Below are 22,347 nucleotides of genomic sequence, written 5' to 3'. Positions count from 1 at the left end.
AATCCGATGAAAGATGTCACCATGTATCAATATCTTATTTGCCATATCTAACCGAGATAAACAACATGCCGATTCCGAACAACGGCGACAAGTACGATTCCCCGGCGCTGTTCTCCGCCGCGGACGCCATCGACGGACAGGGCGGCGACACCGGAGTGGAGATTCCGAAGGCAGTCATCATCACCTACCAACGTGATTTCTTCGAGAAGATACTCGCGGAGCGAACGGGCGACCCGATACCAATCGTTCGGGATTTCGAGGTGCACCCCATCGACGAAACGGTCGGCGTCGTCGTCGGGTTCAGTATCGGTGCGCCCGCGACGGGCACCGTCGCCGAGAACCTCATCGCGGCGGGCGCGGAAGCACTCTGTATCGTCGGCGGGAGCGGGACGCTCCAGCGCTCGATAGAACCCACGGACGCGATAATCTCCGACGAGGCGATCCGGGATGAAGGCGTCTCGTATCACTATCTCCCGCCGGAAGCCGAGGCCGAACCCTCGCCGGAACTCACCGAGCGCCTCGAAGCGCGGTTCGAGGAGAGCGAGGTACCGACGCACCGCGGGACCACGTGGACGACGAGCGCGTTCTACCGCGAGACGGTGGCCGAAATCGAGGAGTACGCGGATGCGGGGGTCGTCAGCGTCGAGATGGAAGCGGCGGCCCTGTTCGCGGTCGCCGAATTTCGCGGCGTAGATGCGGCCGCGGTCTTCGATATCGGCGACCTACTGACCGGGGAGGAGTGGGACCCCGGCATCGAGTACGAGAACGTACAGCCGAAACTCCTCGACCCGGCGATAGCGGCACTTCACGACCACCTCAATGCGGAAGGTTCCGATGCGGACGGTCGAGATGGCAACGGAGAGTCGTGATGACCGTCGGTTACGGCCATGGCGACCGGTGGTGGTAACGAAAGGTCACGACGACGGGCGGCCGTGAGTACTCCGTGACTCGACTCGCTCGGCGTTCGATTCCCCGACAAGCATTAGCACTGCCCGGTTGCATGGACGTGCATGGGAGAGAACTCGAGGGAGAGAACCGGTGGCGGAAGTGAGCAAACCGGTGGCGGAGGCGAGCGGACCATCGAACGGGACGCGAAAAGCATCTGTCCCTTCTGCGGCGTCGGGTGCGGCGTTCGACCAGCGAAAACGGGCACGTCCGGGAAATCCGCACGGGGACGAGGGTGGCACGCGCCGGTGAACCGCCGCGGTGAACTCTGTCCGAAGGGGGTAGCCGCCTACGAAGTCGTCGGCCACGACGAGCGGTTGACCGAGCCACAGGTTCGCCGCGACGAGGAGTTGGTGAGCGTTTCGTGGGACGAGGCGTTCTCCCGAATCGAAACCGAATTCGCCCGCATCGTGGACGAACACGGACCGGACGCGCTGGGATTTTTCTCCTCCTCAGGGTGTACGAACGAAGAGGACTACCTGCTTCAAAAAATCGCTCGGACCCTCGGCACGAACAACGTGGACAACTGCGCTCGGCTCTGTCACTCCTCGACGGTCGCGGCGATGGCGAGTCGGTTCGGTGCCGGTGCAATGACGAACACGCTTTCGGACCTCGGGGACGCCGACTGTTTTCTCATCTGTGGCTCGAACCCCGCCGAACAGCACCCGATAATCTTCAGTTCGTACCTCGCACCGGCCGCGAAAGAGGGGACGACGGTGATCCAAATCGACCCGCGAACCAACCGAACGAGCGCCATCGCGGACCACCACTTGCCGGTCAAACCCGGCTACGATATCCCGCTGTTGAACGCGATGTGCGCCGTGATTTTCGAGGAAGGGTTGGAGGACGAGGGGTTTCTCCGCGAACGCGTGTCCGAGGTCACCGCGTTTCGGGAATTCATCGCCGACGTTGACGTGAGCGCGTGTGCGGAACTCGCGGGCATCGCGGAGGACGACCTCCGAGAGGCCGCGCGCGTCTACGCCACCGTGGACCGCGCCGCGGCGTTCACCGGCATGGGAATGAGCCAGCATCGCTACGGGACGACGAACGTCCACGCGCTTCTCAACCTCTCGCTGGTCACCGGAAATATCGGAAAGCGCGGTGCTGGCGTCAACCCGCTTCGCGGAAAGAACAACGTCCAAGGCGCGAGCGACGTCGGCTGTTTACCCGACGTGCTCCCGGGCTACCGCTCGGTCACGGACGAGGACGCCCGGACCGCTATCGGAGACGTGTGGGGTGTCGAACCGCCGTCGAAACCCGGTCTGACGGAAGTCGAGATGACACACGAGTTCGGCGACGGAATTCGCGGCGCGTTCGTGTTCGGCGAGAACATCGCGGCGACCGAACCGAACGCGAGTCGAACGGCGCGAGAACTCGATTCGCTCGACTGTCTCGTCGTGCAGGATATCTTCCCGACGAGGACGGTCGAACACGCGGACGTCGTGCTCCCGGCGAGTTCGTGGGCGGAGAAGGAGGGAACCGTGACCAACACCGACCGACAGGTACAGCGGATGCGTCCCGTCGCCTCCCCACCGGGGAACGCGCGCGCCGATTTAGACGTTCTCCGGGAACTCGGCCGAAGGCTAATGCGGCCGACGGGAAACGAGGAAGCGACCGAAAACGAGGCGTCGGAAGGGACGTTCGACTACGACGGGGCGGCGGCCGTCTTCGAGGAGTTACGGCGGGTGACGCCGCAGTACGCCGGGATGCGGTACGCGGAAATCGGGGAGGGAAGTCAACGCTGGCCGTTACCGGAAGGAGCGAGCGAAGGAACCGGTGTCCTCCACCGGGAGACGTTCGCCAACGGACACCGACGCGTGCCGCTCGTCCCGGTCGAACTCGTGGAACCGGACGACGAGGATGAACTCGTATTGACGACCGGGCGCGTCATCGAGCACTTCAACAGCGGGGTCGTCACCCGACGATCCGACGTGTTGACGCGCCTTCGGAGCACCGACGCGATGCAGATACACCCCGACGACGCGAGAAAGCGAGGAATCGAGGACGGGGAAACGGTCGTCGTCGAGAGCGAGCACGGTCGGGTGGAAGCGAGTGCGACGGTCACGCCATCGATTCGTTCCGGCGTGGTGTTCCTGACGTTCCACTTCGCCGAACCGCTCGTCAATCGACTCACTGGTGACGAACTCGACCCCGAATCGAAGATTCCGACGTACAAACACGTTCCCGTGACGGTCACGAAGGAGGTATCCGGAGCGAGCAATGATTGATGATAGCAAGTGACGTGCTTAACCGTGTTCGGCACTAACCTATCGTGAATTCGGCTATCGATCCGCGGCCCGGATGTCGTCGCCTCCGAATCGCAAAGCGGTGGCGAGCATCGAGCGAGTCGGCAAACAGCGGCCGCACGTTCGAGAGTCGAACGAAGCATGAACGAACACGAGTCAGACGACAAATACGAAACGGACGAGCAGTCGGCAGATAGACATCCCATAAACGAACAGTCGCTATACGAACGATTGTACGACGAAACGATTCCGTCGGTCGTGTCGGTGTACGTCACGCCGCAGGACGTGAGCGGCCCGACGAGGAGCGGCGCGGGGTCGGGATTCATATACGACCACGACGCCCAGCGGGAGCCGGACGGATATGTCGTGACGAACGGGCACGTCGTCGGCGGTATCGACGAGGTGGAACTCCGATTCAGCGAGGGCGACTGGCGAACCGGACGCGTCGTCGGACGAGACGGTGGAACCGACCTCGCGGTCGTCGAAGTCACCGACCTTCCGGCGTACGCCGAGCCGCTCCCCGTCGCGGCGGATGCGCCGACGCCGGGACAGCGGGTCGCCGCGCTCGGGAACCCGATGGGTCTCGACGGAACGATTACGACGGGTATCGTCAGCGGGACGAATCGCTCGCTCCCCACCGGGAACGGCTTCGCCATTCCCGATACGGTACAGACCGACGCGGCCATCAATCCCGGAAACAGCGGCGGGCCACTCGTGACGCTCGACGGGGAAGTCGTCGGCGTCAACCGCGCTCGACAGGGGGACGGCATCGGCTTTGCCATCTCGGGAGCCATCGTCTCGCGGGTCGTACCGACGCTGATAGAAACCGGCACCTACCGCCATCCGTACCTTAAAATCTCGACGGTAGACGTGTCGCCGCTCGTCGCCGAGGCGAACGAGTTAGCGGAGACGCGCGGGGTTCTCGTCGTGGACGTGCGCCTCGGTCCGGCGAGCGGTGCCCTCGTGGGGTGCGAATCGGTGCGAACGCTGCGCGGACGCGACGTCCCGGTCGGTGGAGACGTCATCGTCGGTATGAACGGACGAGCGGTACGTTCACACGAGGAGTTGATGCGACACCTCCTCATCGAAGCGCGACCGGGAGAGGAGGCAGAGGTCGAACTCGTCCGAAACGGGCAACGGCTGTCGGAGACGGTCGTTCTCGGTGAGCGACCGAAAGCACCCGGACGCGGCGGCATCAGCGTCGGCGTGGAGTGAGTCGGAGAGCCGACGGAGAAGAGATTCGGAGAACAAAGAACGGTAGAAAGGAGAGAAGGGCGGGATTCGGAGAATGAGCTGCGAAGAACAGCGGAAATGGAGGGGTTGAGCGGTTATATACGGGACTCAAAACCCGGCATCGGAAAAACAACGGAAATTGTGGAGTTAATTCGACTACAGTGACGTTACCATAACAACGGCAACGATGGTGTTAGGCGTGAGGACGTGCGTTATCCTTCGTTCCTCGTACAGCCTCGTTCCGCAGTCGACGTTCACTCTCACTTCTCACTCATTCTCACTCCTCACTCATTCTCACTCCTCACCCATGCTCGCCTCTCGTGTACACCTCTTTCTCAGTCCTCGCGCTCGTCGAGCAGTGACTGATAGTACGGGCGGATACTTTCGTGGACGCCAGCGAGTTCGATGGTCTCTTCGAGGGCGCTCACGACGAGATGGAGGTCCTGTTTGAGCGCATGTTCGCGGTACTTCCCGCCGGACATTCCCTCGTTTTTCTCGGTTGACGAGATGACGCCGAGCATCGCAAGGTCGGCGAGGTGGTCGCGCATTCGCCTGCTCGTGAGCGCTTCGGTGCCGATGTGATTACACAGCTGCTCGTACCGAGGGCGGATGTCTCGCGAACGGGCAGGGGAGTTATCCTCCGCTTCGAGGGACGTGAGGGCGTAGAGGATGAGACGCGCGTGTTGGGTGAGATCCGCGACGCCCTCCATGATCCGGTCGCGTTCGAGTTTCCGGCGTGCCTCTTGAACGTGATGGTCGACGACCTGTTCCGCCGCGTCCTTTCGCGCGAGGTCCCCCGCTTCCAGGAGCAAGTCCAGCGCCTGTCGTGCGTCACCGGCGTCCTGTGCACCGTACGCCGCACAGAGCGGAATCACGTCTTCCGCGAGGGCGTTCTCGTGAAACGCGACCTGTTCACGCTGGGAAAGCACCTTCTGGAGTTCCGTCGCGTCGTACGGCGGGAACGAGACTTCCTTTTCACAGAGCGAGGAGCGAACTTTCGCCGAGAGCGAATCGCGGAACGAGAGGTCGTTGCTGATGCCGATAAGGCCGATTTTGGCGTGTTCGAGGTATCCATTGCTCCGCGCGCGAGGGATTTGATAGAGAATGGAATTGTCGTTGATGTGGTCTACCTCGTCCAGAACGATGATGATAGTGCCGTTGAGTTCGTCAAGTTCGTCCCAGAGGAAGCTGTAGACCTGTGCTTGCGGATAGCCAGTGTTGCTGATCTGATCAGCCGGATCGCGGAGCGTGTTGACGAGCCGAACCGCGACCTGGTAGCTCGAATTGAGACCGTCGCAGTTGATCTCGACGACGGAAAGGGTGATATCGTCGTACCGAGCGGCGTCTTCCTGCAGTTGGTTCAGAAGAAATCGCGTCGCGGCGGTTTTTCCGACCCCACTTTTCCCGTACAGAAAGATGTTCGACGGCGCTTCCCCGTTGATTATCGGTTGCAGTGCGGCGTGATACTCTTCGAGTTCGTCGTCCCGACCGACCAGATTATTCGGCGTGTACTCCTCCAAAAGGGCGTCCCGATTTTTATAAAGGGAGTTATCCCGGTCGAAACTAAACGAGGTCATTACACAACGTATTCACGGTCGAGTATATAAAACTGGGCCGTCCTTTGTTTCTTTTGTTCCGAATGATTTAAGCCCTTTCAGGATTTGTCACGGTGCATCGTTTCCGTTGTCCGCGGGGGTTTCGGTAATTCCGGGATTTGGAAACTTGGAGACGAAAAACCGGAAAGGGGGAGCGAAAAGGGAGAACGGAAAGGAGGAACGAGAAGAGAAATCCGAAAAGGGAAACTCGGAAAGGGAAACTCAGAAGAAGGAGATCACGGACGAGAAACAGGGAGTCACGGAGAATCACGGAATGTGAACACGTCGGAGAAGAGGTGAGATAGACAGCGGAAACGGTGGGGTTGGAGAAAATGACGAAGTGGATTTATCCGAGTAGAATCGAGGAAGAGGTCATTTGGCCGTAGAATTCGCGTGTTTATCTGATGGCGAGATGTTGAAAAGACACGAGTCCTTTATAAACGGACACCCACCCCATGGTTTCCGGAGTCTTTGGGAGAAGGGATGGTGGGGGTGGAGGAAGGCGGTCTCTAGAAGGCGGTACTTTTATTATCCATATCGTATAATAGTACCCGTAGTAGCAGAAAAGAATAACTTAATAATTCTATCAAACTAGACTGTAGTTCAAGTAAGCATAGCCTATAAATATATTATATTTAACATTACCTCTTTTGTGACTTTTCCAGTCGTTTTCCGAGGTTTTTCCAAGACGTTTCCGGGTTGGTTCTCACCCCGTTTTTAGAAGCTTATTCAAAGATAATCTATGGGTCTAACTAGTGGGTTATTCTCGTTCTTCTCGACTCATATCCCAGCTGAACTGCCTTATCAGCAACGAGGGACGCTTTTACCCCGACTTTCCCGTCTTTTTTGCCCGTTCTCTGTACGGCAGAAACTCCTCTGTTTCCGCTGTTCGTCACAGATGTTCACGTGTTGATAGGACTGAACTTCTCTTCCCTCCTCTCTCCCACCCCACCCTATCCCACCCCCTCCCCCCCACCCACCCTTTCCCACCAAAACAGCGGAAATCATGGGGTGGGTGTCCCCCTACCCATATTCTCATTCCGTTTGGTGGCACCGCACGTTTCATTCGTCCAACAGCGGAAATCGTGGGGTGTGTAGGACCGTGTACTTCGATCTCGGGCATGACCGTGTACTTCGATTCGGGTCGGCAGCAGCAAGGGGACGATGGATATCTCAGGCTGAACGGTACAGTCGAGATGAGATACAGCACGGATTGTGATGTTCACCATTCTGCTATCATAGCACGGCTCACTACTCACCTACTTCTTATCTACTACTCACCCACTACTCGCCTACCGCGAACGATAGCAACACGAGTTCCACAATACGGGTCACGAAGAGACTACGACTGTAGCGAGGATATACCAGTAACGACAATCCACCATAACGACCGATTCGCCGTAACGACCAGTCCACCATAACGACCGATTCGCCGTAACGACCAGTCCAACAGAACGACTTGTCCGACAGTACCGACTGGTTCACCGACGGCGAGAAATCGCTCCCACAACGGCGAGGAAACAGTGACGATACGGCAGCCACAGCACCGACAGAACACACGGTGGTCCCGTTGAAAACAGCGGAAATCATGGGGTCGTCGAGTAATTCGACGAAGCGACGGAAACAGCGGAAATCACGGGGTCGCTTATAACCTCCTCGAAACAATTCCATCGCTGCTCGGGAGAGTGAACAGCGGAAATAGAGGAGTCAACGAGTTCTCGGTATCTGTGGGTTTCTCCCATCAGTTGGGTTCTCATTCGTTCTGCGACGTTTTTTCTCCTAGTAAATCAATGTAGTTATGATCTCCGAATTCGGTCTGTCGGGCGTGGAAACAACGGAAACAGTGGTGTGGCTCTGAGAACCACGACTTCGGCTCGTTCTCCCATTTATTCGATTCTCATTCCAATTCGGTCCCCATCAAACTCCAATCAAATCCCCATCAAATCCCCATCAAATCTCCATCAAATCCCCATCAAATCTCCATCAAACTCCAATCAAATCCCCATCAAATCCCAATCAAATTCCCATCTCCATCGAATCCTCATCTCCATCGAATCGACCCGCCTTTCCACCGACACACCCGTTGACACTGTGCTTTGAAGCGGAACTGGAAGAAGGTCGATTGTTACGTCGTTCGGTAGAAACAGGCCGAATAACGGGGTTCTTATTCGGTTTGTTCGACTTCGAGGATACGTGCGTCACACCCTTCACAGGTGGCGGCGACGACTTCCATCGACCGGCAGCAGGACTCGACGGTTTCCTGCTCCGCCGTGATATTATCACCACATTCCGGGCAGGTATCGAGGAAGATACGAAGGCCGCTAAGGATGCGGCTTTGGTTGTCGACGGAGAGGTCATCCCAGTGATCGTATCGGTCGCTCAGCTCGCGGGCGGCCGCGAGGTCGGCGATCAGCGCGGGTCGAGATTCCCATTGGCCGAGTCGGCGGCCCTCGATTCGGGCGATGAAGGCGGAGTCGTGCTCTTCGAACTCCAACTCCGATTCGTCCGCGCCAAGAATTCGACTCAAGTCCCGCTTTTCTGCACCGTCCGCCATGACGCGCTCCATGTTCTCGTGCCACGCCGAGCGGAACTTCTCGTCGAGGCAGAGGTCGTCGATTTCGGCACAGGGTTCGACGACGTTCGCCTCGGAGAGGACGTCCTCCGGCTCGCGGTCCGTCGGTTCCGGTGTCGCGGTCGGCATTTCGTGCTTGTCGAACTTTCGAAGCAACCAGTCGGGGAAGTAGGTTTTCGTAAACCACGGTGTTCCGGGAACGAGGTACCCGCGGAGATAAATCGCGGCCATGCTGAACGCGAAGAACGCGATCCCGAGCGGCATCGCTGGAAACGTCAGTATCGTACTGACGACGACGGCGATAGCGACGTTGACTATCGTACAGGGTGTACAGCGATTTTCACCCGTGTACTCCGGCTGTCGGAAGCGGTCGATGGTACGTGGGAGTTCAGTGCTCATTTCATTCCAATCATTTTCCTTCACCACTATATATTTATTGTTGAATGTTGTCGATGGTATTAAAAAAGCGAGAAACTAACGGAAGCAGAATGGATTCTCAATTCGAGTGAGGTCACCATCCATTGGAGTGAGGGCGGTACGGGAAGTGAAGGCGGTACTGGGAGCGAGATTGTGACAGAGGTTGTGAGCGGGATTGTAACTGGTTGTTTGCAGCAGGCGCGCGCAACTGCCGGTCGGATTGTCCCGTCCCGACAGCAAGAAAACGGGTTCCGATTATCCGACGGGTTTCGAGGTTCCGAGTATCCGACAATTCCTAACTATCCGACAGGTTTCGACTCCCCGACCGACGGATCGGCGCGTTTGAGTCGAATCGTCACGATGCTCCCCATCGGTCGATTGGTACCGAAGTGTAGCTCGCCTCCGAACTTACCGACGATCCAGTTCGTCAGCCACAATCCGAGTCCGCTACCGTGTTGGAGGGCGGTTTCCCTCCCTTCGATAAGCACCGCCTGTTCTTCCTCCGGGATTCCCGGTCCGTCGTCTGCAACGACGATCTCTACCCACCGTTTCTCGTCCTCCTCGACGGTCGTTACCGAAAGCGTCACCGTCGGTCGTTCGCGGTCGTTGTGTTTGATGGCGTTTTCGACGACCTCGTTGACGACCGTATCGAGCGTTTTGTCGCCATATACCCACGCCCTCTCGGGGAGATCAGCGGAGAGCTCGACCGAAGGATACGCTTCTCGGAGATCAGAGCACGTCCGTTCGATGAGACCCGTGATTTCGATGGCGGCCCGCGTCCCGCTGGGTTTGTCGAGCGTCCGACCGACCTCGCGGGCCTTTTCGCTGACGTCTATCAGGTCTGTCGCCTTTCGTTTGATGATTTCGGCGCTTTCGGTCGCCTCGGGGACCGATTCTATCAGGTTGTCCGCGTGTCCGAGAACGACGTTGAGGTCGTTTCGAAGGTTGTGTCGGAGGATGCGATTGAACACTTGGAGGCGTTGTTCACGACGGAGCAACTCCTGTCGCGTCCGAACGGAGTTGATGGCGTACGCGATGCTGTTGCCGAACTTCGAGAGGACGTGTCGCTCCGTTTCGTCGAACGCGTGCGGGTGAGAAGAGTAGACGTTCAACACCCCGTAGAGGGTGCTTTCGTATCTGAGGGGTATCGTTGCCTTCGACCGATAGCCGCGCTTGCGGGCCTTCCGCTGCCACTCCTCGTCGGAGGAATCCGTGCCGATATTCTGTGTTATCTGCATCTGTCCCGTTTCGACGGCGCGTGCGAGCGGCGTGTAGTGATATCCTTCCGAATCGGTGTGGAGTACGTCGTCGAGGTATCCCTCCTCGACTCCCGCGGAGACGCGGGGAACGATTCGTCCGTCGTCGTCTGCTTTTCCGATCCACGCGAGGCGGTACGATTCGGACGCCGCGAGTCGTTCGCACACGGACTCTTCTATCTCCCCGCGGGTCGATGCTTCGAGAAGCGATTGGCTGATGCCCCAGATGAGTTCGTTGATCGCTATCTGACGTCGGACCGTCTGCTCCGCACGTCGATGTGCGACCGCGTTCTCGACTCGGTTTGCGAGGGCGACGAACTGTCTCTTTCCGGTCCCTTTCCTGAGATAGTCGGTAATTCCAGCGGAAATCGCTTTGCTCGCTGTTTTTTCGCTTCCGCCACCCGTCATGAGGATGAAGGGCATTTCGGGTGCTCGCTCTCGAACCGCGTCGAGCAGTTCGAGGCCGTCCATCTCCGGCATCTCGTAGTCACTAACGACGCAATCGAACTGCTCCTGTTCGAGGCGGGCCAGCGCGTCCGTTGGGACGGTCTCCGTGCGAACGGTCACGCTCTCTATCTCCTGTTGAAGGATTTCCGACGCGATCGTTCCGAAGAACTCGTTGTCTTCGACGTGGAGCACCCGAATCGGGCGACCTTCCATTCTACATTACACGTCTCGTATGTGACCAATATATAACTTTGTCCTCGTCATCTTGGATACATTACATAATTCACGTATCCCGGTTTATCCCGTCTATCGTTTCACACCAATTGCCTACTCGTTGTACGTCCATTTCGGTCCAGTCTACGTGTTCGGCTCGTCGTTGTGACTACCGAGCTACCGTTTTTCGGGTGGCTCGGGAGCCCTCCCGAACTCGGGGCGGGCACCGCTCCCGGCGGCGGCCCATTCGACGGCGTTCCCCAAGATACGCCGAATCTCGGGCTGTCTGTAAATCGGGTACGTTTCGTGGCCGGGTCGGAAGTAGAAGATGCGTCCCGACCCGCGGCGGTAACAACATCCGCTTCGGAACACTTCCCCGCCCTCGAACCAACTGACGAAGACGAGTTCGTCGGGGGCCGGAACGTCGAATCGTTCGCCGTACATCTCCGCGTTCGGAACGACGACTTGCTCTTCGATTCCGTCTGCGATGGAGTGGCCGGATTCGACGACCCACAGGCGCTCTCGCTCGCCCACTTCCCGCCACTTCAGGTCGCAACTCGTTCCCATCAACCGCTTGAAAATCTTCGAGAAGTGACCCGAATGGAGGACGATGAGCCCCATCCCGTCGAGGACGCGTTGTTGTACCCGCTCGACGACTTCGTCTTCCACTTCGTCGTGCGCTGTGTGCCCCCACCACGTGAGTACGTCCGTCTCGTCGAGCACCTCCTCCGTCAGCCCGTGCTCGGGTTCGTCGAGCGTCGCCGTTTCGACAGCGAAACCTCGCTCCTCGAACGCTTCGGCGAGCACCGCGTGGATGCCGTCGGGATAGCACTCCTCGCTCGCTTCGTCCTCTCGCTCGTGCCGGAATTCGTTCCACACCGTGACGCGCGTGTCGTCCATGTCTCGTCTCTCACCGGCCGCTCGATTGGGTGTTTCGGAAGCTCACTCCGCCGAGACCACACCACAGCTACGTGTATCCCCATTTCCCCGAGGCCACAGCCACGTATGTTCCCGTACGACCACAGCCACGTTTATCTTCATCCCTGTCGGATTCGCGTCATGGACCCCAGAATCAGCATCGTCACGCTCGGCGTCGCCGACCTCGGCGAGTCAGTTCGGTTCTACCGCGACGGACTCGAACTCCCGATGCAGGAGTCCGAGGACGGCGCAGACATCGCTTTTTTCGAACTCGCCGGAACGTGGCTGGCGCTTTACCCGCGGACGGCACTCGCGGACGACGCGACCGTTTCGTCCGATGGACGTGGCTTCGACGGCATCACACTCGCCCACAACGTCGAATCGAGAGAACAGGTCGATTCCGTCCTCGGCGACGCGGTTTCGGCGGGCGGTGACCTCGTAAAACCAGCGACGGAAACCGAGTGGGGCGGCTACTCCGGCTACTTTGCCGACCCGGACGGACACCTCTGGGAAGTCGCGTGGAACCCCTACTGGGAGTTCGACGGGTAGAGTCGCCGTGCCGCTCCGAAATCACTCTTCGGAAACTTCGTCCTTCTCCCATCCTTCGCTGTATATTCGCTCGTCCGGGACGCCGATGTCGGCCAGTTTCTCCGTGGTTTCGACGACCATTCCCGGGACGCCACAGCAGTAGAAATCGGTCGCTTCGGGGTCCGGAACGACGTCCTCGATGTGCGCTTGGACGTGTCCCGTTCGGCCGCTCCAGTCCTCGTCCGAGAGCGAGTAGACCACGGTCAGGTTCTCGTGTTCCGCTTCGAGTTGGTCCAGCGTCTCGCGGTACATCACGTCCTCTTGCGTCTTTTCGCCGTAGAGGAAGGTCGCGTGGCCGGTCCCGTCCCGAAGATACTGTTTCACCATCGCCATCATCGGCGTGATTCCTGTTCCAGTCGAGACGAAGGCAACGTCGGAATCGAGGTCTCGGAGATAGAGGTTGCCGTCCAACTCCTCGATTTCGATGGTGTCCCCGGGTTCGCGGTCGTGCATGTACACCGAGGCGGTCCCGTCGTCGTAGCGCTTTATCGCCAGCGTGATGCTGTTCGTCCCAGGCAACCCGGTCGCGGTGTACGGCCGGACGACTTCCCCGTCTTCCGTTTCTCCATCACCGTCATCGCCCTCCCGTTCGAAGTGGAGGTGGGTGTGGTGGCCTGGTTCGTACTCGAACGCTTCGTCCGCGACGAGTTCGAACTGCTTGACTCGCGGCGTCATCCGATGTATCGACGTGATTTCGACCTCGCGCATGGCCGACGCTGACGGTACTCCTCTCCGTAAACGAACCGGCCGAACTGTCGGATGCCCCGACTACTGGACTGCCGACTTATCCTGCTCGACCGCCGGAGCGCCTTCCTCCCGGCCGCCTGACTGCCGGAACGCCTATCCCGACGGAGTGCCTGGATATACCTCCATGAACACCGCCGACATCCCCGAAACGCTCCCTCGCCGTAAGCGGAAATCCATCGAGCGAGTACGAACGGTGAGCCGCCTCCTCGACGAGGCGTTTCGCATCCCCGGGACCCAGTTTCGCGTCGGTCTGGACCCGATTCTCGGCTTGCTTCCCGTCGGCGGCGACCTCGCCTCGGCGCTCATCTCGCTCTATATCGCGCTCGAAGGGTACCGAATGGACGTTCCGCGTCACGTGCTCGCGCGAATGCTCGCAAACGTCGCAATCGACACGTTCGGCGGGTCGGTTCCCGTACTCGGTTCTGTTTTCGACGCGGCGTGGAAGGCGAATCGGAAGAACCGGGCCCTCATCGAACGACACGTCGAGCGTTACTGAGCGAACTCGAGCGTCACGGCCTCGGCTTCGAAGTCCTCCACGAACGACCCCGAACCGCCGACCGTCACTTCGCCGTCCTCGGTTTCGAGGACGAGCGCCGCTTCGACCGGAAACGCGTTCGACGCCGGTTCGAGCAGCGATTGGCGGACGTCGATGACGCTCCCTTCGACCGTCGTGGGGTCCGCCTCCTCGCCGACCGGCCGTCCCGTGACGCGCGCGGTGATGCTGTTTCCTTTCCTGAGGTGGAGCGTCGCTTGCAACACGGCGGAGCGGAAGTCGTCGAAGGTCTTCGGCAGCGCCACCGGTTCCGTCGCGTACACCTCGTTCGCCATGGGCCAGTAGTTGCCGAAGAACGACCCGACGAGGACCGGCACGAGCTGTTCCTGTGCGAACGTGATGGCCTGCTTGTCGCTGTTCGAGCGGACTATCATCTCCGTCGGCGCGACGAGGCCGAACTGCTTGTCAACCGTGAGCGTCGTCGGCATCGGTTCGCGCCACACGCGGACCGTGCTGGCGAGTCCCTCGAACTCCGCCTCGTCCACGTCGTCCCGGTGGACGCCGCTGAGGACGAGCAACACGAGCACCCCGCGCTCGACCGCGCTTTCGAGTTCGCCCGCGACCTCGGGGAGGTGTTCGTAGGGAATCGAGAGCGTCACCTCCTCGTTCGCCGCCGCGAGCCGGTTTTGAATCCGCTTGATGACGGTGACGCGGGACTTGATGACCTCGAACTGGTCGGGTTCGCTGGTCGTCGCCGAGTATCGCTCGTCGAGGGCGGGCCGCATCGTCTCCACCCGGTCGGCGAGCGTGCCGATGACCCGCTCGGGCGGGTTGGCACGAATCATGGTCGGGACGACGTGGTCGTTCACCTCCACGAACCCGCGTTCCGCCAACTTCTCGCTGGTACTGTAGACGTACCGCTTCGACACCCCGGCGTCGTCGGCGATGGTGCTGGCTTTGGCTTCACCCTGTTCGAGAATCGCGAGATACGTATCGACTTCCTTCTCCGAGAGACCGAACTGGCGGAGGAGTCCTGAGAGCGTACGGTCGTCCATTTCTTGGCTCATGGTTTCTCGGGTATCTATTTACTTTCCCCGGTGGCTCGAACGACGACGACATCCGAAACGAGGAGTTCGGTCCCGGAATGCGTTCCGCCGTCGTCTCGTCTCGCCGTCGGAATCCGCCTTCCCGTTACCAGGTCTTCGGCTTCGATTCGTTCGTCGATTCGAACCGATTGCGGCCGTTCCGAGAAGTTCAGCGCCACGACGACGCGTTCGGCGTCCATCTCGCGGGCGAACGCGACGACCGCTTCCGAATCGCTCTCCCATTCGACTCGCTCGACCGTTCCGTCCCGAAGGACGGACAACTCGTCGCGGGTTTCGCACAGCGAGCGGTGGAAGGTCGTCAACTCCTCGTCGCCGTCGTCCCAGCGCATCGTGCCCCGGTATTCGGTCATGCCGCGCTCTTGGCCGTAGTACATCATCGGCGCGCCGGGGAGCGTGAACGTCGCCGCCGCGGCGGCTTTCAGCGCGTCGCGTCCGCACTCCTCGCGGTAGCGCGATTCGTCGTGGTTCTCGACGTACCTCAGATGGACCGCACTGTCGGGGAACCCGACGCGTTTCGCGTCCTCAAGTGCGTCGAAAACGTCGGAGGCGGGTTTTTCGCCCGTCCCGATGTCGCGCAGCGTACCGTACAGCGTCGTGTCGTAGTGCATCGTGAACTCGCCCTCGTGGTAGGCCGGGTCGCGCGGAATCGTCTCGTCGAGGAGCAGGAAATCGTCGGGCACGCGGTCGGCGACCTCCTTCCAGAACTCGTGGGGGACGCCCCACGCCACGTCGCATCGGAACCCGTCCACGAGTCCCGCCCACTCGTCCACCACGTCGAGCAGGAAGCGCCGGACCGCGAGCGAATCGAAGTTGAAGTTCGGAATCCGCTCCCAGTTGAAGTAGCGCTGGGCTTTCGCTTCTCCCGTTTCCCCATCCTCCTCCCAGACGTACCAATCCCGGTACTCGGGTACGCCCGCTGCGCTCATCTGGAACGCGGGGTGGTCGCGCGAGGAGTGGTTGATAACGAGGTCGAAGATGACGCGAATCCCGGCGTCGTGGCAGGCGGCGACGAAGGACTCGAATTCGGCGCGCGTGCCGAGGTCGTCCGCCGTTTCGAAGTAGTTCGTCGTGTGATAGCCGTGCGTCGTCGGACTCCCCAGAACCGGGGTCAACCACACGCAGTCCACCCCCAGCCATTCGAGGTAGGGGACTCGGCGCTCCAGTTCAATGAAGCTGGTATCGACCGTCTCCCCCGCGAACGACCGGACGAAAATCTCGTACACCGTCGGCGACGCCGCCCACTCCGGCGGGTCGTTCGGTCGGTGGATTCGCGTCCGTGCGTTCCGATTTCGACCCGCTTCGTCGTCGCCGCGAATCTCCACGCGCTCGGCGATGCTGTGGCGCTCGCCGACCGCGACGGCGTGAACCCGTCGCGCGTCGGCGATTTCGTCGCGCGGGATTCGGACGGTTCGTCCGTCGCTTTCGACTCGATGAACGCGTTTCTCCCCGCTGGCGAGCGCGCCGGGAGCGCGCTCGCCGATGTAGAACTCCACGGCAAGTTCGTCGTCCGCGTAGTCGCTGTCGGGTGCGGCTTTCGCGTCGGCCGTGACGAGGACGTCTCCCGCCTCCCGCTCCGCGTCGAGACGAATTCGCGGCCGTCTCGGTCCCGGAACCGAGAGCGTCCCCCGAACCTGCTCGGTGAGGTCGTTGTTCAGCAGGAATCCGTAGGGATGCTCCCCGGGCGGCAGTTTCGTCTCGTACACGTACGCCCCGTCCTCGTAGGTCGGGCGGTCCCGTCCCACGAGTTGCTCGTTGAACGGTCCCATGATACAGATGGACTCCAGTTCCTCGTGGGGTATCGGGAGGTCGGGCAGCGGCAACTCGAACCGCGCGGTGCGGCGCACGTCGGGAAACGCGCGAACGAGCCGTTCGCGCTCGCCGTCGGGCGCGGTGAGGCGAAGTCGATAGAGGCCGGGAACGTCGGGCGCGAAGTGGACGACCGCATCGTCGCTGACCACCGCCGAACTTCCGTTCGGACGTGCTTCGACGGTCCAACTGTACTCCGAATCAACGTCCGGGTCCGGGTCGCGCGGTGCCAGTTCCACCGACTGGCCGACCGTGGTAAACCGCGGAGGAGCTACACTGTGCATGTGTTCCACGGCGCAGAGGAGGATTAACTATCTTGCGCTCCGACGATAATCTGTGAAGGACTATTTCACCAAGCCTTTTACCGTCGCTTCTCGTGGTGGTACCTGATGACGCTCCGTGACGCACTTTCCGATTTCAAACGTCACCGCGGGAACGCGACCCGTTTCCCCGGTGAGCGCCGGACGACTGCGGGCCGATTCTCCGGTCTCGGCGGTCGTCTCGTCCACGTCGGCCCGCACGGGTCGCTCCGCGACTACTCCTACCCGCTCTCCGGCCGCTACGGTATCGACCGCTCCCGGTTCGGCGTTCGGCGGAACGGCGAACTCGTCTGGTTCGACTCGCTCGACTCGACGCAGCGCTACGACGACGGCACCGCCCTCGTCGTCACCGAACACGAGGCCGAAGGCTGGTCGCTCACCCAGTACGACCTGACGCTCGACGACGCTCACCTCACGTGTTTCGTCGAGAATGAAGGGATACCAGACGACGCCGAACTCGTCGCCTACCTCGGGTTCGCGCCCGACGGCCGCGACGACAGAATCGGCCAACTCCGCAACGGCGATGCGGTCGAGGTGTTTCACGCCGAAGAACACGACTACCTCGCCGCGGCACCCCGGCCGAGCGCAATCGACGGTCTCGTTCCCGCGAACTTCGAAACCCTCCTCTCGGACCGCCCGCAGGAGGTTCCCCCGATGGGCGACGCAGGACGATACGAGGAGAGCAGACTCAGCGGCGAACTCGTCGTCTCGCTCGCGCTCGACGGGGGTGCCACGCTCGCCTCGTTGCTCGCCGACCACGGCGAAACGCCGCGCGAGGACGCGCTTTCCCGCGTTCGGGAACTTGCATCGAAGTACGACTCGGCCAAGGCGCTCCGCGCCGCCGCCGAGAAACGGTCCCCGGGACGGTCTCCCGACGCGACGCTCGACGCGCCGACGGCGACCGCCGTCACCGACGATTTGCGCGTTCTCTCGTTCCTCTCGGCCGATACCGGCGCGCGCATCGCCGGGCCGGATTTCGACCCGTTCTACCGCTACTCCGGCGGCTACGGCTACACGTGGTTCCGCGACGACGCGGAAATCTCGCGGTTCCTGCTCGCCGCGGACGGCCACTTCGACCTCTCGCTGTCGGACTGGCACGCCCGAAGCGCGCGCCTCTACTGCGAAACGCAACGCGACGACGGCACGTGGCCCCACCGCGTCTGGCCCCGCGACGGAACCATCGCACCCGGGTGGGCGAACGCCCGCGTCGAGGCGGGCGACGGGGCGGATTATCAGGCCGACCAGACGGGGAGCGTCATCGCGTTCCTCGCTACCTACCTCCGAACGCGGAATCTCGATTCGGACCTCGAATCGACGGTTCGGGAGACGCTCCGGGCGGCGCTCGACGGTCTCGACGACACGCTCGAAGCCGACGGCTTGCCGATCCACTGCCAGAACGCGTGGGAGAACATGACCGGACGGTTCGCCCACACAGCGGCGACGTACCTCGAAGCGTACGCCGAACTCGCCCGCGCGCCGGTGGCCGACGACCTACGGGACCGCGCGTTGGACGGCGCGAACGCGGTCCTCGACGGACTGGACGAACTGTGGACGGGCGAGTTCTACGCGCTTCGACTCGTCGACGGCGAACGCGACGAACGACTGGACTCCAGCGCGCTGGCACTCGCCGCCGCACACCGCGCCGCGGCGGCGGTCGTCGCCCTCGACGCGGAACAGGTGGACCGCATCGTCTCCCACACCGAGGCCGTCCTCGACGGCCTATGGCGCGACCCGAATGAAAGCCCCGTTCGCGGTCTCGCCCGATTCGAGCGCGACGACTGGCGAGTCCGCGAACAGGACGCACCCAAAATCTGGACGGTTTCGACGGCGTGGGGTGCCAACGCCGCGAGCGAACTCTCGACCCTCCTTTCCGACCGCGACGACCGGCGCGCCGAGGCGTTCTCGCGCCGTTCCCGCGACCTGCTCGCGCTTCTCCTGCCGGACGGACCGCTCTGTGCGGACAGCGGCTACCTCCCGGAACAGTTCTTCGACGCGGGCGCGGCCGACAGCGCGACGCCGCTCGGGTGGCCCCACGCGATTCGACTGGCGACGGTCGCGGCGCTGGACGAACGGGACGCGTTAGAATCCGAAGAAGTGAAATCGTCGCTGGACTGAAATCGGTGTCCGTAGGGCGATTTTAGGCGTTTGTGGCCGTCTAAGCGCCGGATAGTGCCACTACTGCCATGCGTTTGCTGCTCGCCCCCCGGACAAAATACGAAATTACTCGCAACGTATCGGGCATCGCAGGCACGGTGCACTGTGCCCGCTTCGATTTTCAACTCCCGCTCGCTCCATTGACCATCTCCTTCACAAGAGCAGTGTACGGTTTTCGCTGCCGACGGTAGCGCCGCACTCGTTACGACAGGTACACTTCGTACACTTTGATCGTCGTTGCAACCGTTAATGCGGCGACGACACCGATGACCAATGATTTTATCATCATCATCGTGATTATAGCAACGATGACCACTATTGTGATAGGAAATGCAGCCACGGGGTAATCTTCAGGAATTTTATATAATTTATATATCAGAACACCCGCGCCAATACCGGCAACAAGTACTAGCCAGTTCAGGTATATATCATTCATATACCAAAAATACACTGCCACTATCGCCATCAGGAGAAACCCAGCAGCGTCTTGCCATCCATCAGCGCGTAGGGAGTTTATACTCATGATAAATTGCAGTCTATTTTGATAGCATAATACGCTTCCTGTTACGCGATTCTACCGTGGCAGACCAAGATGGAAATCACCCATCTCGACCACGCTACTATCTACGAACGGCTAGCTCACCGCCTCCGAAAATCGCGGATGCTCCCGGATTCGAACCTCAGACCGACGCTTTTGCGGTTTCTTTCTCGCTTCGGATGACCCCACCACTCTCGCCGTCGAAGACGTGCACGTCGTCCTCCGCGAACGTGACTCGAATCGTCTCGCCGGGTTCCGGTTCGACGTCGGAATCGACCCGCGCGATGAAGTCCTCGGCCGCGTCGAGATAGAGGTAGTTGTCGCTTCCGATGGGTTCGACGACCTCCACGGTGGTCGTGAGGACGTTTTCGTCCCGCTCGCTCGCGGGGAAGATGTCCTCCGGGCGGATGCCGACGGTGAACGCCCCGTCCACGTCCCGGATTCGGTCGGCGAACGACGACGGGAGACGGCAGGAGAACGAGCCGTCGCGGTCCGTGAGGACGACGGTCCCGCCCTCGCGCGTCGCGTCGACGTCGATGAAGTTCATACTCGGCGAGCCGATGAAGCCGCCGACGAAGCGGTTCGTCGGCCGGTCGTACACGTCCGTCGGCGCGCCCATCTGCTGGAGTTCGCCGTCGCGGAGGATGACGATTCGGTCGCCCATCGTCATCGCCTCCTCTTGGTCGTGCGTGACGTACACCGACGTAATCCCGAGTTCCTGCTGGATGCGCTGGATTTCGGTGCGCATCGTGGTCCTGAGTTTGGCGTCGAGGTTCGAGAGCGGCTCGTCGAAGAGGAAGATGTCGGGTTCGCGGACGATGGCGCGGCCGAGCGCCACGCGCTGTTTCTGCCCGCCGGATAACTCGTCGGGTTTGTCCGAGAGAAGGTCCTCGATACCCATCATCTCGGCGGCCTCGTACACCCGCTCGTGCCGTTCCTCCTTCGAGAGGTCGGTGCTCATCCGGAGGCCGAAGCCCATGTTCTCCTCGACGGTCTTGTGCGGGTAGAGCGCGTAGTTCTGGAACACCATCGCCACGTCGCGGTTTTTCGCGTGGACGTCCGTCACGTCCTCGTCGCCGATGTAGATGTGACCGCTGGTGGCGCTTTCCAATCCGGCGATCATGCGGAGCGTCGTCGTCTTCCCGCATCCGGACGGGCCGACCAGCGTGACGAACTCCCCGTCCTCGATGTCGAGGCTGAGGTCGTCCACCGCGACGATCTGCCCGCGGTCGAACTCCTTTCTGAGGGTCTCCAGTCGAAGCTTTGCCATTACCTCGTGTGGTGTCGTACCACGGTAAAGTTCTTTCCCATCGCGCCAAATCTGTGATGGGATATTTCATATCACTTTTAGGCGGCAAAATCGACCGCCTAACTGCTTCTCTCGAATATGTCGATTCAAAAACGACACGAAAATCCCTAACGGTTAAATACGTGAAGTCATATTTCATAACGGATAACTCATGTCGTACCCACGGCGGAAATTCCTACAGACAGGCGGTGCACTGGCCGGTATCACCCTCGCGGGTTGTATCAGCGTGAACGACGACGACAAGGACGCGAGCGGCGAGGAAACGTCGAACGGCGACGGAGACGGTGGCGACGGCAACGGCGGGAACGACCAGACGAACGGCGGGACCGCACAGCTCTGGCACTCGCGCCCGAAGGGACCGAAAAAGAGTCTCGAAGCGAACGTGACGGCGTTCCACGAGAAGACCGGCGACTCGATACAACTCTCCGAAATTTCGGACCTGCAGAAGACCATCGAGAACAAACTCCCCGCCGGGAAGGGACCGCACATGTTCCAGTGGGCTCACGATTGGGTCGGCGAGTACCAACTCGCCGGGTTCCTCTCGGACCAGAGTGACAAGCTTTCGGTCGACCCAGAATCGACGTACACCAGCGCGGCGGCACGGGCGGTCCAGTTCAACGGCGAGACGCTCGGCCTGCCGTACGCCGCGGAGACGGTCGCGCTGCTCTACAACAAGGACATGGTGGACGAACCGCCCGAGACGGTGAGCGAGATGCAGTCCATCATGGACGAGCACCACGACCCGGCGAACGGAAAGTACGGCCTCTCGTACCCCATCGACCCCTACTTCATCAGCGGCTACGCGCAATCGTTCGGCGGCTTCTACTACGACGAGGAGAAGGACGAACTCGGCCTCACGAAACCGGAGACGCTCAAGGGCTTCCGGTTCGTGCGCGACGAACTGGCGAAATACTCGCCGAAAGACCAGAAGTACGACCCGCAGGCCGCCGTGTTCAACGAGGGCAACGCCCCGTTCGCCATCAACGGCCCGTGGTACCTCGGCACCGTCCGGGACGCCGGTCTGGACGTCGGCGTCGCTCCGTTACCGAAACCGAAGGGTGGCGAGCCCAAACCGTACACCGGCGTCAAGATGTGGTACTTCGTCAAGAAGATGAACGAGGGTGGCAAGAACGCCACGGCCGGTCGGAAGTTCGCCGAGTGGCACACCACGAACACCGACCTCCTCCTCGGACTCGCCGAGGACCACGGCTTCATCCCGGTCCACAAGGACCTCGCGGGAAGCGACGACCTCCCGGCGGCGGTCAAAGGCTTCTCCGAATCCGTCACTATGGGTGAACCCATGCCGACCGCCCCGCACATGAACAAGGTGTGGGACCCGGTGAAAAACGCCTTCCTCAAGGTGCTCAAAGGCAAGCAGGACGCCAAACCGGCCTTCGAAGAGGCGGAAACGACCATCAAGCAGAACTGGGAATAAGGCCTCGCA

At 60.9% G+C, this 22,347-nt stretch carries 17 protein-coding genes; 8 read left to right on the top strand and 9 right to left on the bottom strand.

What is annotated here, in order from left to right:
• Positions 1-65: 65 nt before the first annotated feature.
• From B208_RS0120155 to B208_RS23105, 3 genes are all read left to right on the top strand, one after another.
• Positions 66-869 (top strand): nucleoside phosphorylase, encoded by an 804-nt coding sequence (locus tag B208_RS0120155; protein WP_007978111.1) that lies wholly within the window; start codon positions 66-68, stop codon positions 867-869.
• A gap of 141 nt (positions 870-1,010) precedes the next feature.
• The gene (locus B208_RS0120150; protein ID WP_007978112.1) at positions 1,011-3,173 is read left to right on the top strand and encodes a molybdopterin oxidoreductase family protein; all 2,163 of its coding nucleotides are present in this window, start codon (positions 1,011-1,013) and stop codon (positions 3,171-3,173) included.
• Between the two features lie 159 nt (positions 3,174-3,332).
• Positions 3,333-4,406 carry a S1C family serine protease gene (locus B208_RS23105; RefSeq protein WP_007978114.1) on the top strand — a complete coding sequence of 358 codons (1,074 nt, stop codon included), beginning with the start codon at positions 3,333-3,335 and terminating at the stop codon, positions 4,404-4,406.
• 353 nt (positions 4,407-4,759) lie between these two features.
• Here the strand turns inward: B208_RS23105 and B208_RS0120130 are convergent, their stop codons facing one another.
• A complete protein-coding gene (locus tag B208_RS0120130) occupies positions 4,760-6,001 on the bottom strand; it encodes an orc1/cdc6 family replication initiation protein (protein WP_026177973.1) in 1,242 nt (413 codons plus the stop codon).
• 145 nt (positions 6,002-6,146) lie between these two features.
• Here B208_RS0120130 and B208_RS24555 point away from each other — a divergent pair, with 145 nt between their 5' ends.
• On the top strand, positions 6,147-6,299 hold the full coding sequence (locus tag B208_RS24555; protein WP_007978117.1) for a hypothetical protein: 153 nt from the start codon (positions 6,147-6,149) through the stop codon (positions 6,297-6,299).
• Positions 6,300-8,183: 1,884 nt separating this feature from the next.
• Here B208_RS24555 and B208_RS0120120 read toward each other — a convergent pair.
• The 3 genes from B208_RS0120120 to B208_RS0120110 all read right to left on the bottom strand — a co-directional run bounded on the left by B208_RS0120120 (position 8,184) and on the right by B208_RS0120110 (position 11,824).
• Positions 8,184-8,990, bottom strand: a complete 807-nt coding sequence (locus tag B208_RS0120120; RefSeq protein WP_007978120.1) for a hypothetical protein — start codon at positions 8,988-8,990, stop codon at positions 8,184-8,186.
• Positions 8,991-9,307: 317 nt separating this feature from the next.
• Positions 9,308-10,924, bottom strand: a complete 1,617-nt coding sequence (locus tag B208_RS0120115) for a response regulator (RefSeq protein WP_007978122.1) — start codon at positions 10,922-10,924, stop codon at positions 9,308-9,310.
• A 177-nt stretch (positions 10,925-11,101) separates the two neighbouring features.
• Complete coding sequence (locus B208_RS0120110; protein WP_007978124.1) at positions 11,102-11,824, bottom strand: ThuA domain-containing protein; 723 nt, start codon at positions 11,822-11,824, stop codon at positions 11,102-11,104.
• A gap of 159 nt (positions 11,825-11,983) precedes the next feature.
• On the opposite strand from B208_RS0120110, the gene B208_RS0120105 reads away from it, so the two are divergent.
• Positions 11,984-12,391, top strand: coding sequence for a VOC family protein (locus tag B208_RS0120105; protein WP_007978126.1), 408 nt, complete (start codon positions 11,984-11,986; stop codon positions 12,389-12,391).
• A 21-nt stretch (positions 12,392-12,412) separates the two neighbouring features.
• Here the strand turns inward: B208_RS0120105 and B208_RS0120100 are convergent, their stop codons facing one another.
• Entirely contained in the window at positions 12,413-13,138 is a 726-nt protein-coding gene (locus B208_RS0120100; protein WP_007978128.1) for a ferredoxin--NADP reductase, read from the bottom strand.
• Positions 13,139-13,301: 163 nt separating this feature from the next.
• Between B208_RS0120100 and B208_RS0120095 the strand changes: the two genes are divergently transcribed.
• Positions 13,302-13,673, top strand: coding sequence for a DUF4112 domain-containing protein (locus B208_RS0120095; RefSeq protein ID WP_007978130.1), 372 nt, complete (start codon positions 13,302-13,304; stop codon positions 13,671-13,673).
• Here B208_RS0120095 and B208_RS0120090 read toward each other — a convergent pair.
• Together B208_RS0120090 and B208_RS0120085 are read right to left on the bottom strand one after the other, a co-directional pair.
• On the bottom strand, positions 13,667-14,725 hold the full coding sequence (locus tag B208_RS0120090; RefSeq protein ID WP_007978133.1) for a TrmB family transcriptional regulator: 1,059 nt from the start codon (positions 14,723-14,725) through the stop codon (positions 13,667-13,669). The two genes, B208_RS0120095 and B208_RS0120090, sit on opposite strands and share 7 nt — an antisense overlap.
• A 26-nt stretch (positions 14,726-14,751) precedes the next feature.
• Positions 14,752-16,866 carry an alpha-amylase family glycosyl hydrolase gene (locus B208_RS0120085; RefSeq protein WP_026177972.1) on the bottom strand — a complete coding sequence of 705 codons (2,115 nt, stop codon included), beginning with the start codon at positions 16,864-16,866 and terminating at the stop codon, positions 14,752-14,754.
• A 105-nt stretch (positions 16,867-16,971) separates the two neighbouring features.
• Here B208_RS0120085 and B208_RS0120080 point away from each other — a divergent pair, with 105 nt between their 5' ends.
• Complete coding sequence (locus B208_RS0120080) at positions 16,972-19,017, top strand: glycoside hydrolase family 15 protein (RefSeq protein WP_007978137.1); 2,046 nt, start codon at positions 16,972-16,974, stop codon at positions 19,015-19,017.
• A 241-nt stretch (positions 19,018-19,258) separates the two neighbouring features.
• Here the strand turns inward: B208_RS0120080 and B208_RS0120075 are convergent, their stop codons facing one another.
• Positions 19,259-19,579, bottom strand: a complete 321-nt coding sequence (locus tag B208_RS0120075; RefSeq protein WP_007978140.1) for a hypothetical protein — start codon at positions 19,577-19,579, stop codon at positions 19,259-19,261.
• Between the two features lie 157 nt (positions 19,580-19,736).
• Complete coding sequence (locus B208_RS0120070) at positions 19,737-20,864, bottom strand: ABC transporter ATP-binding protein (RefSeq protein ID WP_007978141.1); 1,128 nt, start codon at positions 20,862-20,864, stop codon at positions 19,737-19,739.
• Positions 20,865-21,054: 190 nt separating this feature from the next.
• Here B208_RS0120070 and B208_RS0120065 point away from each other — a divergent pair, with 190 nt between their 5' ends.
• Positions 21,055-22,338, top strand: coding sequence for an extracellular solute-binding protein (locus tag B208_RS0120065; protein WP_007978143.1), 1,284 nt, complete (start codon positions 21,055-21,057; stop codon positions 22,336-22,338).
• The last annotated feature ends 9 nt before the right edge of the window (positions 22,339-22,347 follow it).

The organism is Haladaptatus paucihalophilus DX253, assembly GCF_000376445.1.
In the GTDB taxonomy this organism is placed as follows: Archaea; Halobacteriota; Halobacteria; order Halobacteriales; family Haladaptataceae; genus Haladaptatus; species Haladaptatus paucihalophilus.
The sequence above is the reverse complement of the archived record's forward strand: the minus strand, read 5'-3'. Positions and strand labels throughout refer to the sequence as shown.

Bases quoted from the DNA above. Each gene is read 5' to 3' on its own strand.
- B208_RS0120155 (WP_007978111.1), top strand. From the start codon at position 66: ATGCCGATTCCGAACAACGGCGACAAGTACGATTCCCCGGCGCTGTTC.
- B208_RS0120150 (WP_007978112.1), top strand. From the start codon at position 1,011: ATGGGAGAGAACTCGAGGGAGAGAACCGGTGGCGGAAGTGAGCAAACC.
- B208_RS23105 (WP_007978114.1), top strand. From the start codon at position 3,333: ATGAACGAACACGAGTCAGACGACAAATACGAAACGGACGAGCAGTCG.
- B208_RS0120130 (WP_026177973.1), bottom strand. From the start codon at position 6,001: ATGACCTCGTTTAGTTTCGACCGGGATAACTCCCTTTATAAAAATCGG.
- B208_RS0120120 (WP_007978120.1), bottom strand. From the start codon at position 8,990: ATGAGCACTGAACTCCCACGTACCATCGACCGCTTCCGACAGCCGGAG.
- B208_RS0120115 (WP_007978122.1), bottom strand. From the start codon at position 10,924: ATGGAAGGTCGCCCGATTCGGGTGCTCCACGTCGAAGACAACGAGTTC.
- B208_RS0120110 (WP_007978124.1), bottom strand. From the start codon at position 11,824: ATGGACGACACGCGCGTCACGGTGTGGAACGAATTCCGGCACGAGCGA.
- B208_RS0120105 (WP_007978126.1), top strand. From the start codon at position 11,984: ATGGACCCCAGAATCAGCATCGTCACGCTCGGCGTCGCCGACCTCGGC.
- B208_RS0120100 (WP_007978128.1), bottom strand. From the start codon at position 13,138: ATGCGCGAGGTCGAAATCACGTCGATACATCGGATGACGCCGCGAGTC.
- B208_RS0120095 (WP_007978130.1), top strand. From the start codon at position 13,302: ATGAACACCGCCGACATCCCCGAAACGCTCCCTCGCCGTAAGCGGAAA.
- B208_RS0120090 (WP_007978133.1), bottom strand. From the start codon at position 14,725: ATGGACGACCGTACGCTCTCAGGACTCCTCCGCCAGTTCGGTCTCTCG.
- B208_RS0120085 (WP_026177972.1), bottom strand. From the start codon at position 16,866: ATGCACAGTGTAGCTCCTCCGCGGTTTACCACGGTCGGCCAGTCGGTG.
- B208_RS0120080 (WP_007978137.1), top strand. From the start codon at position 16,972: ATGACGCTCCGTGACGCACTTTCCGATTTCAAACGTCACCGCGGGAAC.
- B208_RS0120075 (WP_007978140.1), bottom strand. From the start codon at position 19,579: ATGAGTATAAACTCCCTACGCGCTGATGGATGGCAAGACGCTGCTGGG.
- B208_RS0120070 (WP_007978141.1), bottom strand. From the start codon at position 20,864: ATGGCAAAGCTTCGACTGGAGACCCTCAGAAAGGAGTTCGACCGCGGG.
- B208_RS0120065 (WP_007978143.1), top strand. From the start codon at position 21,055: ATGTCGTACCCACGGCGGAAATTCCTACAGACAGGCGGTGCACTGGCC.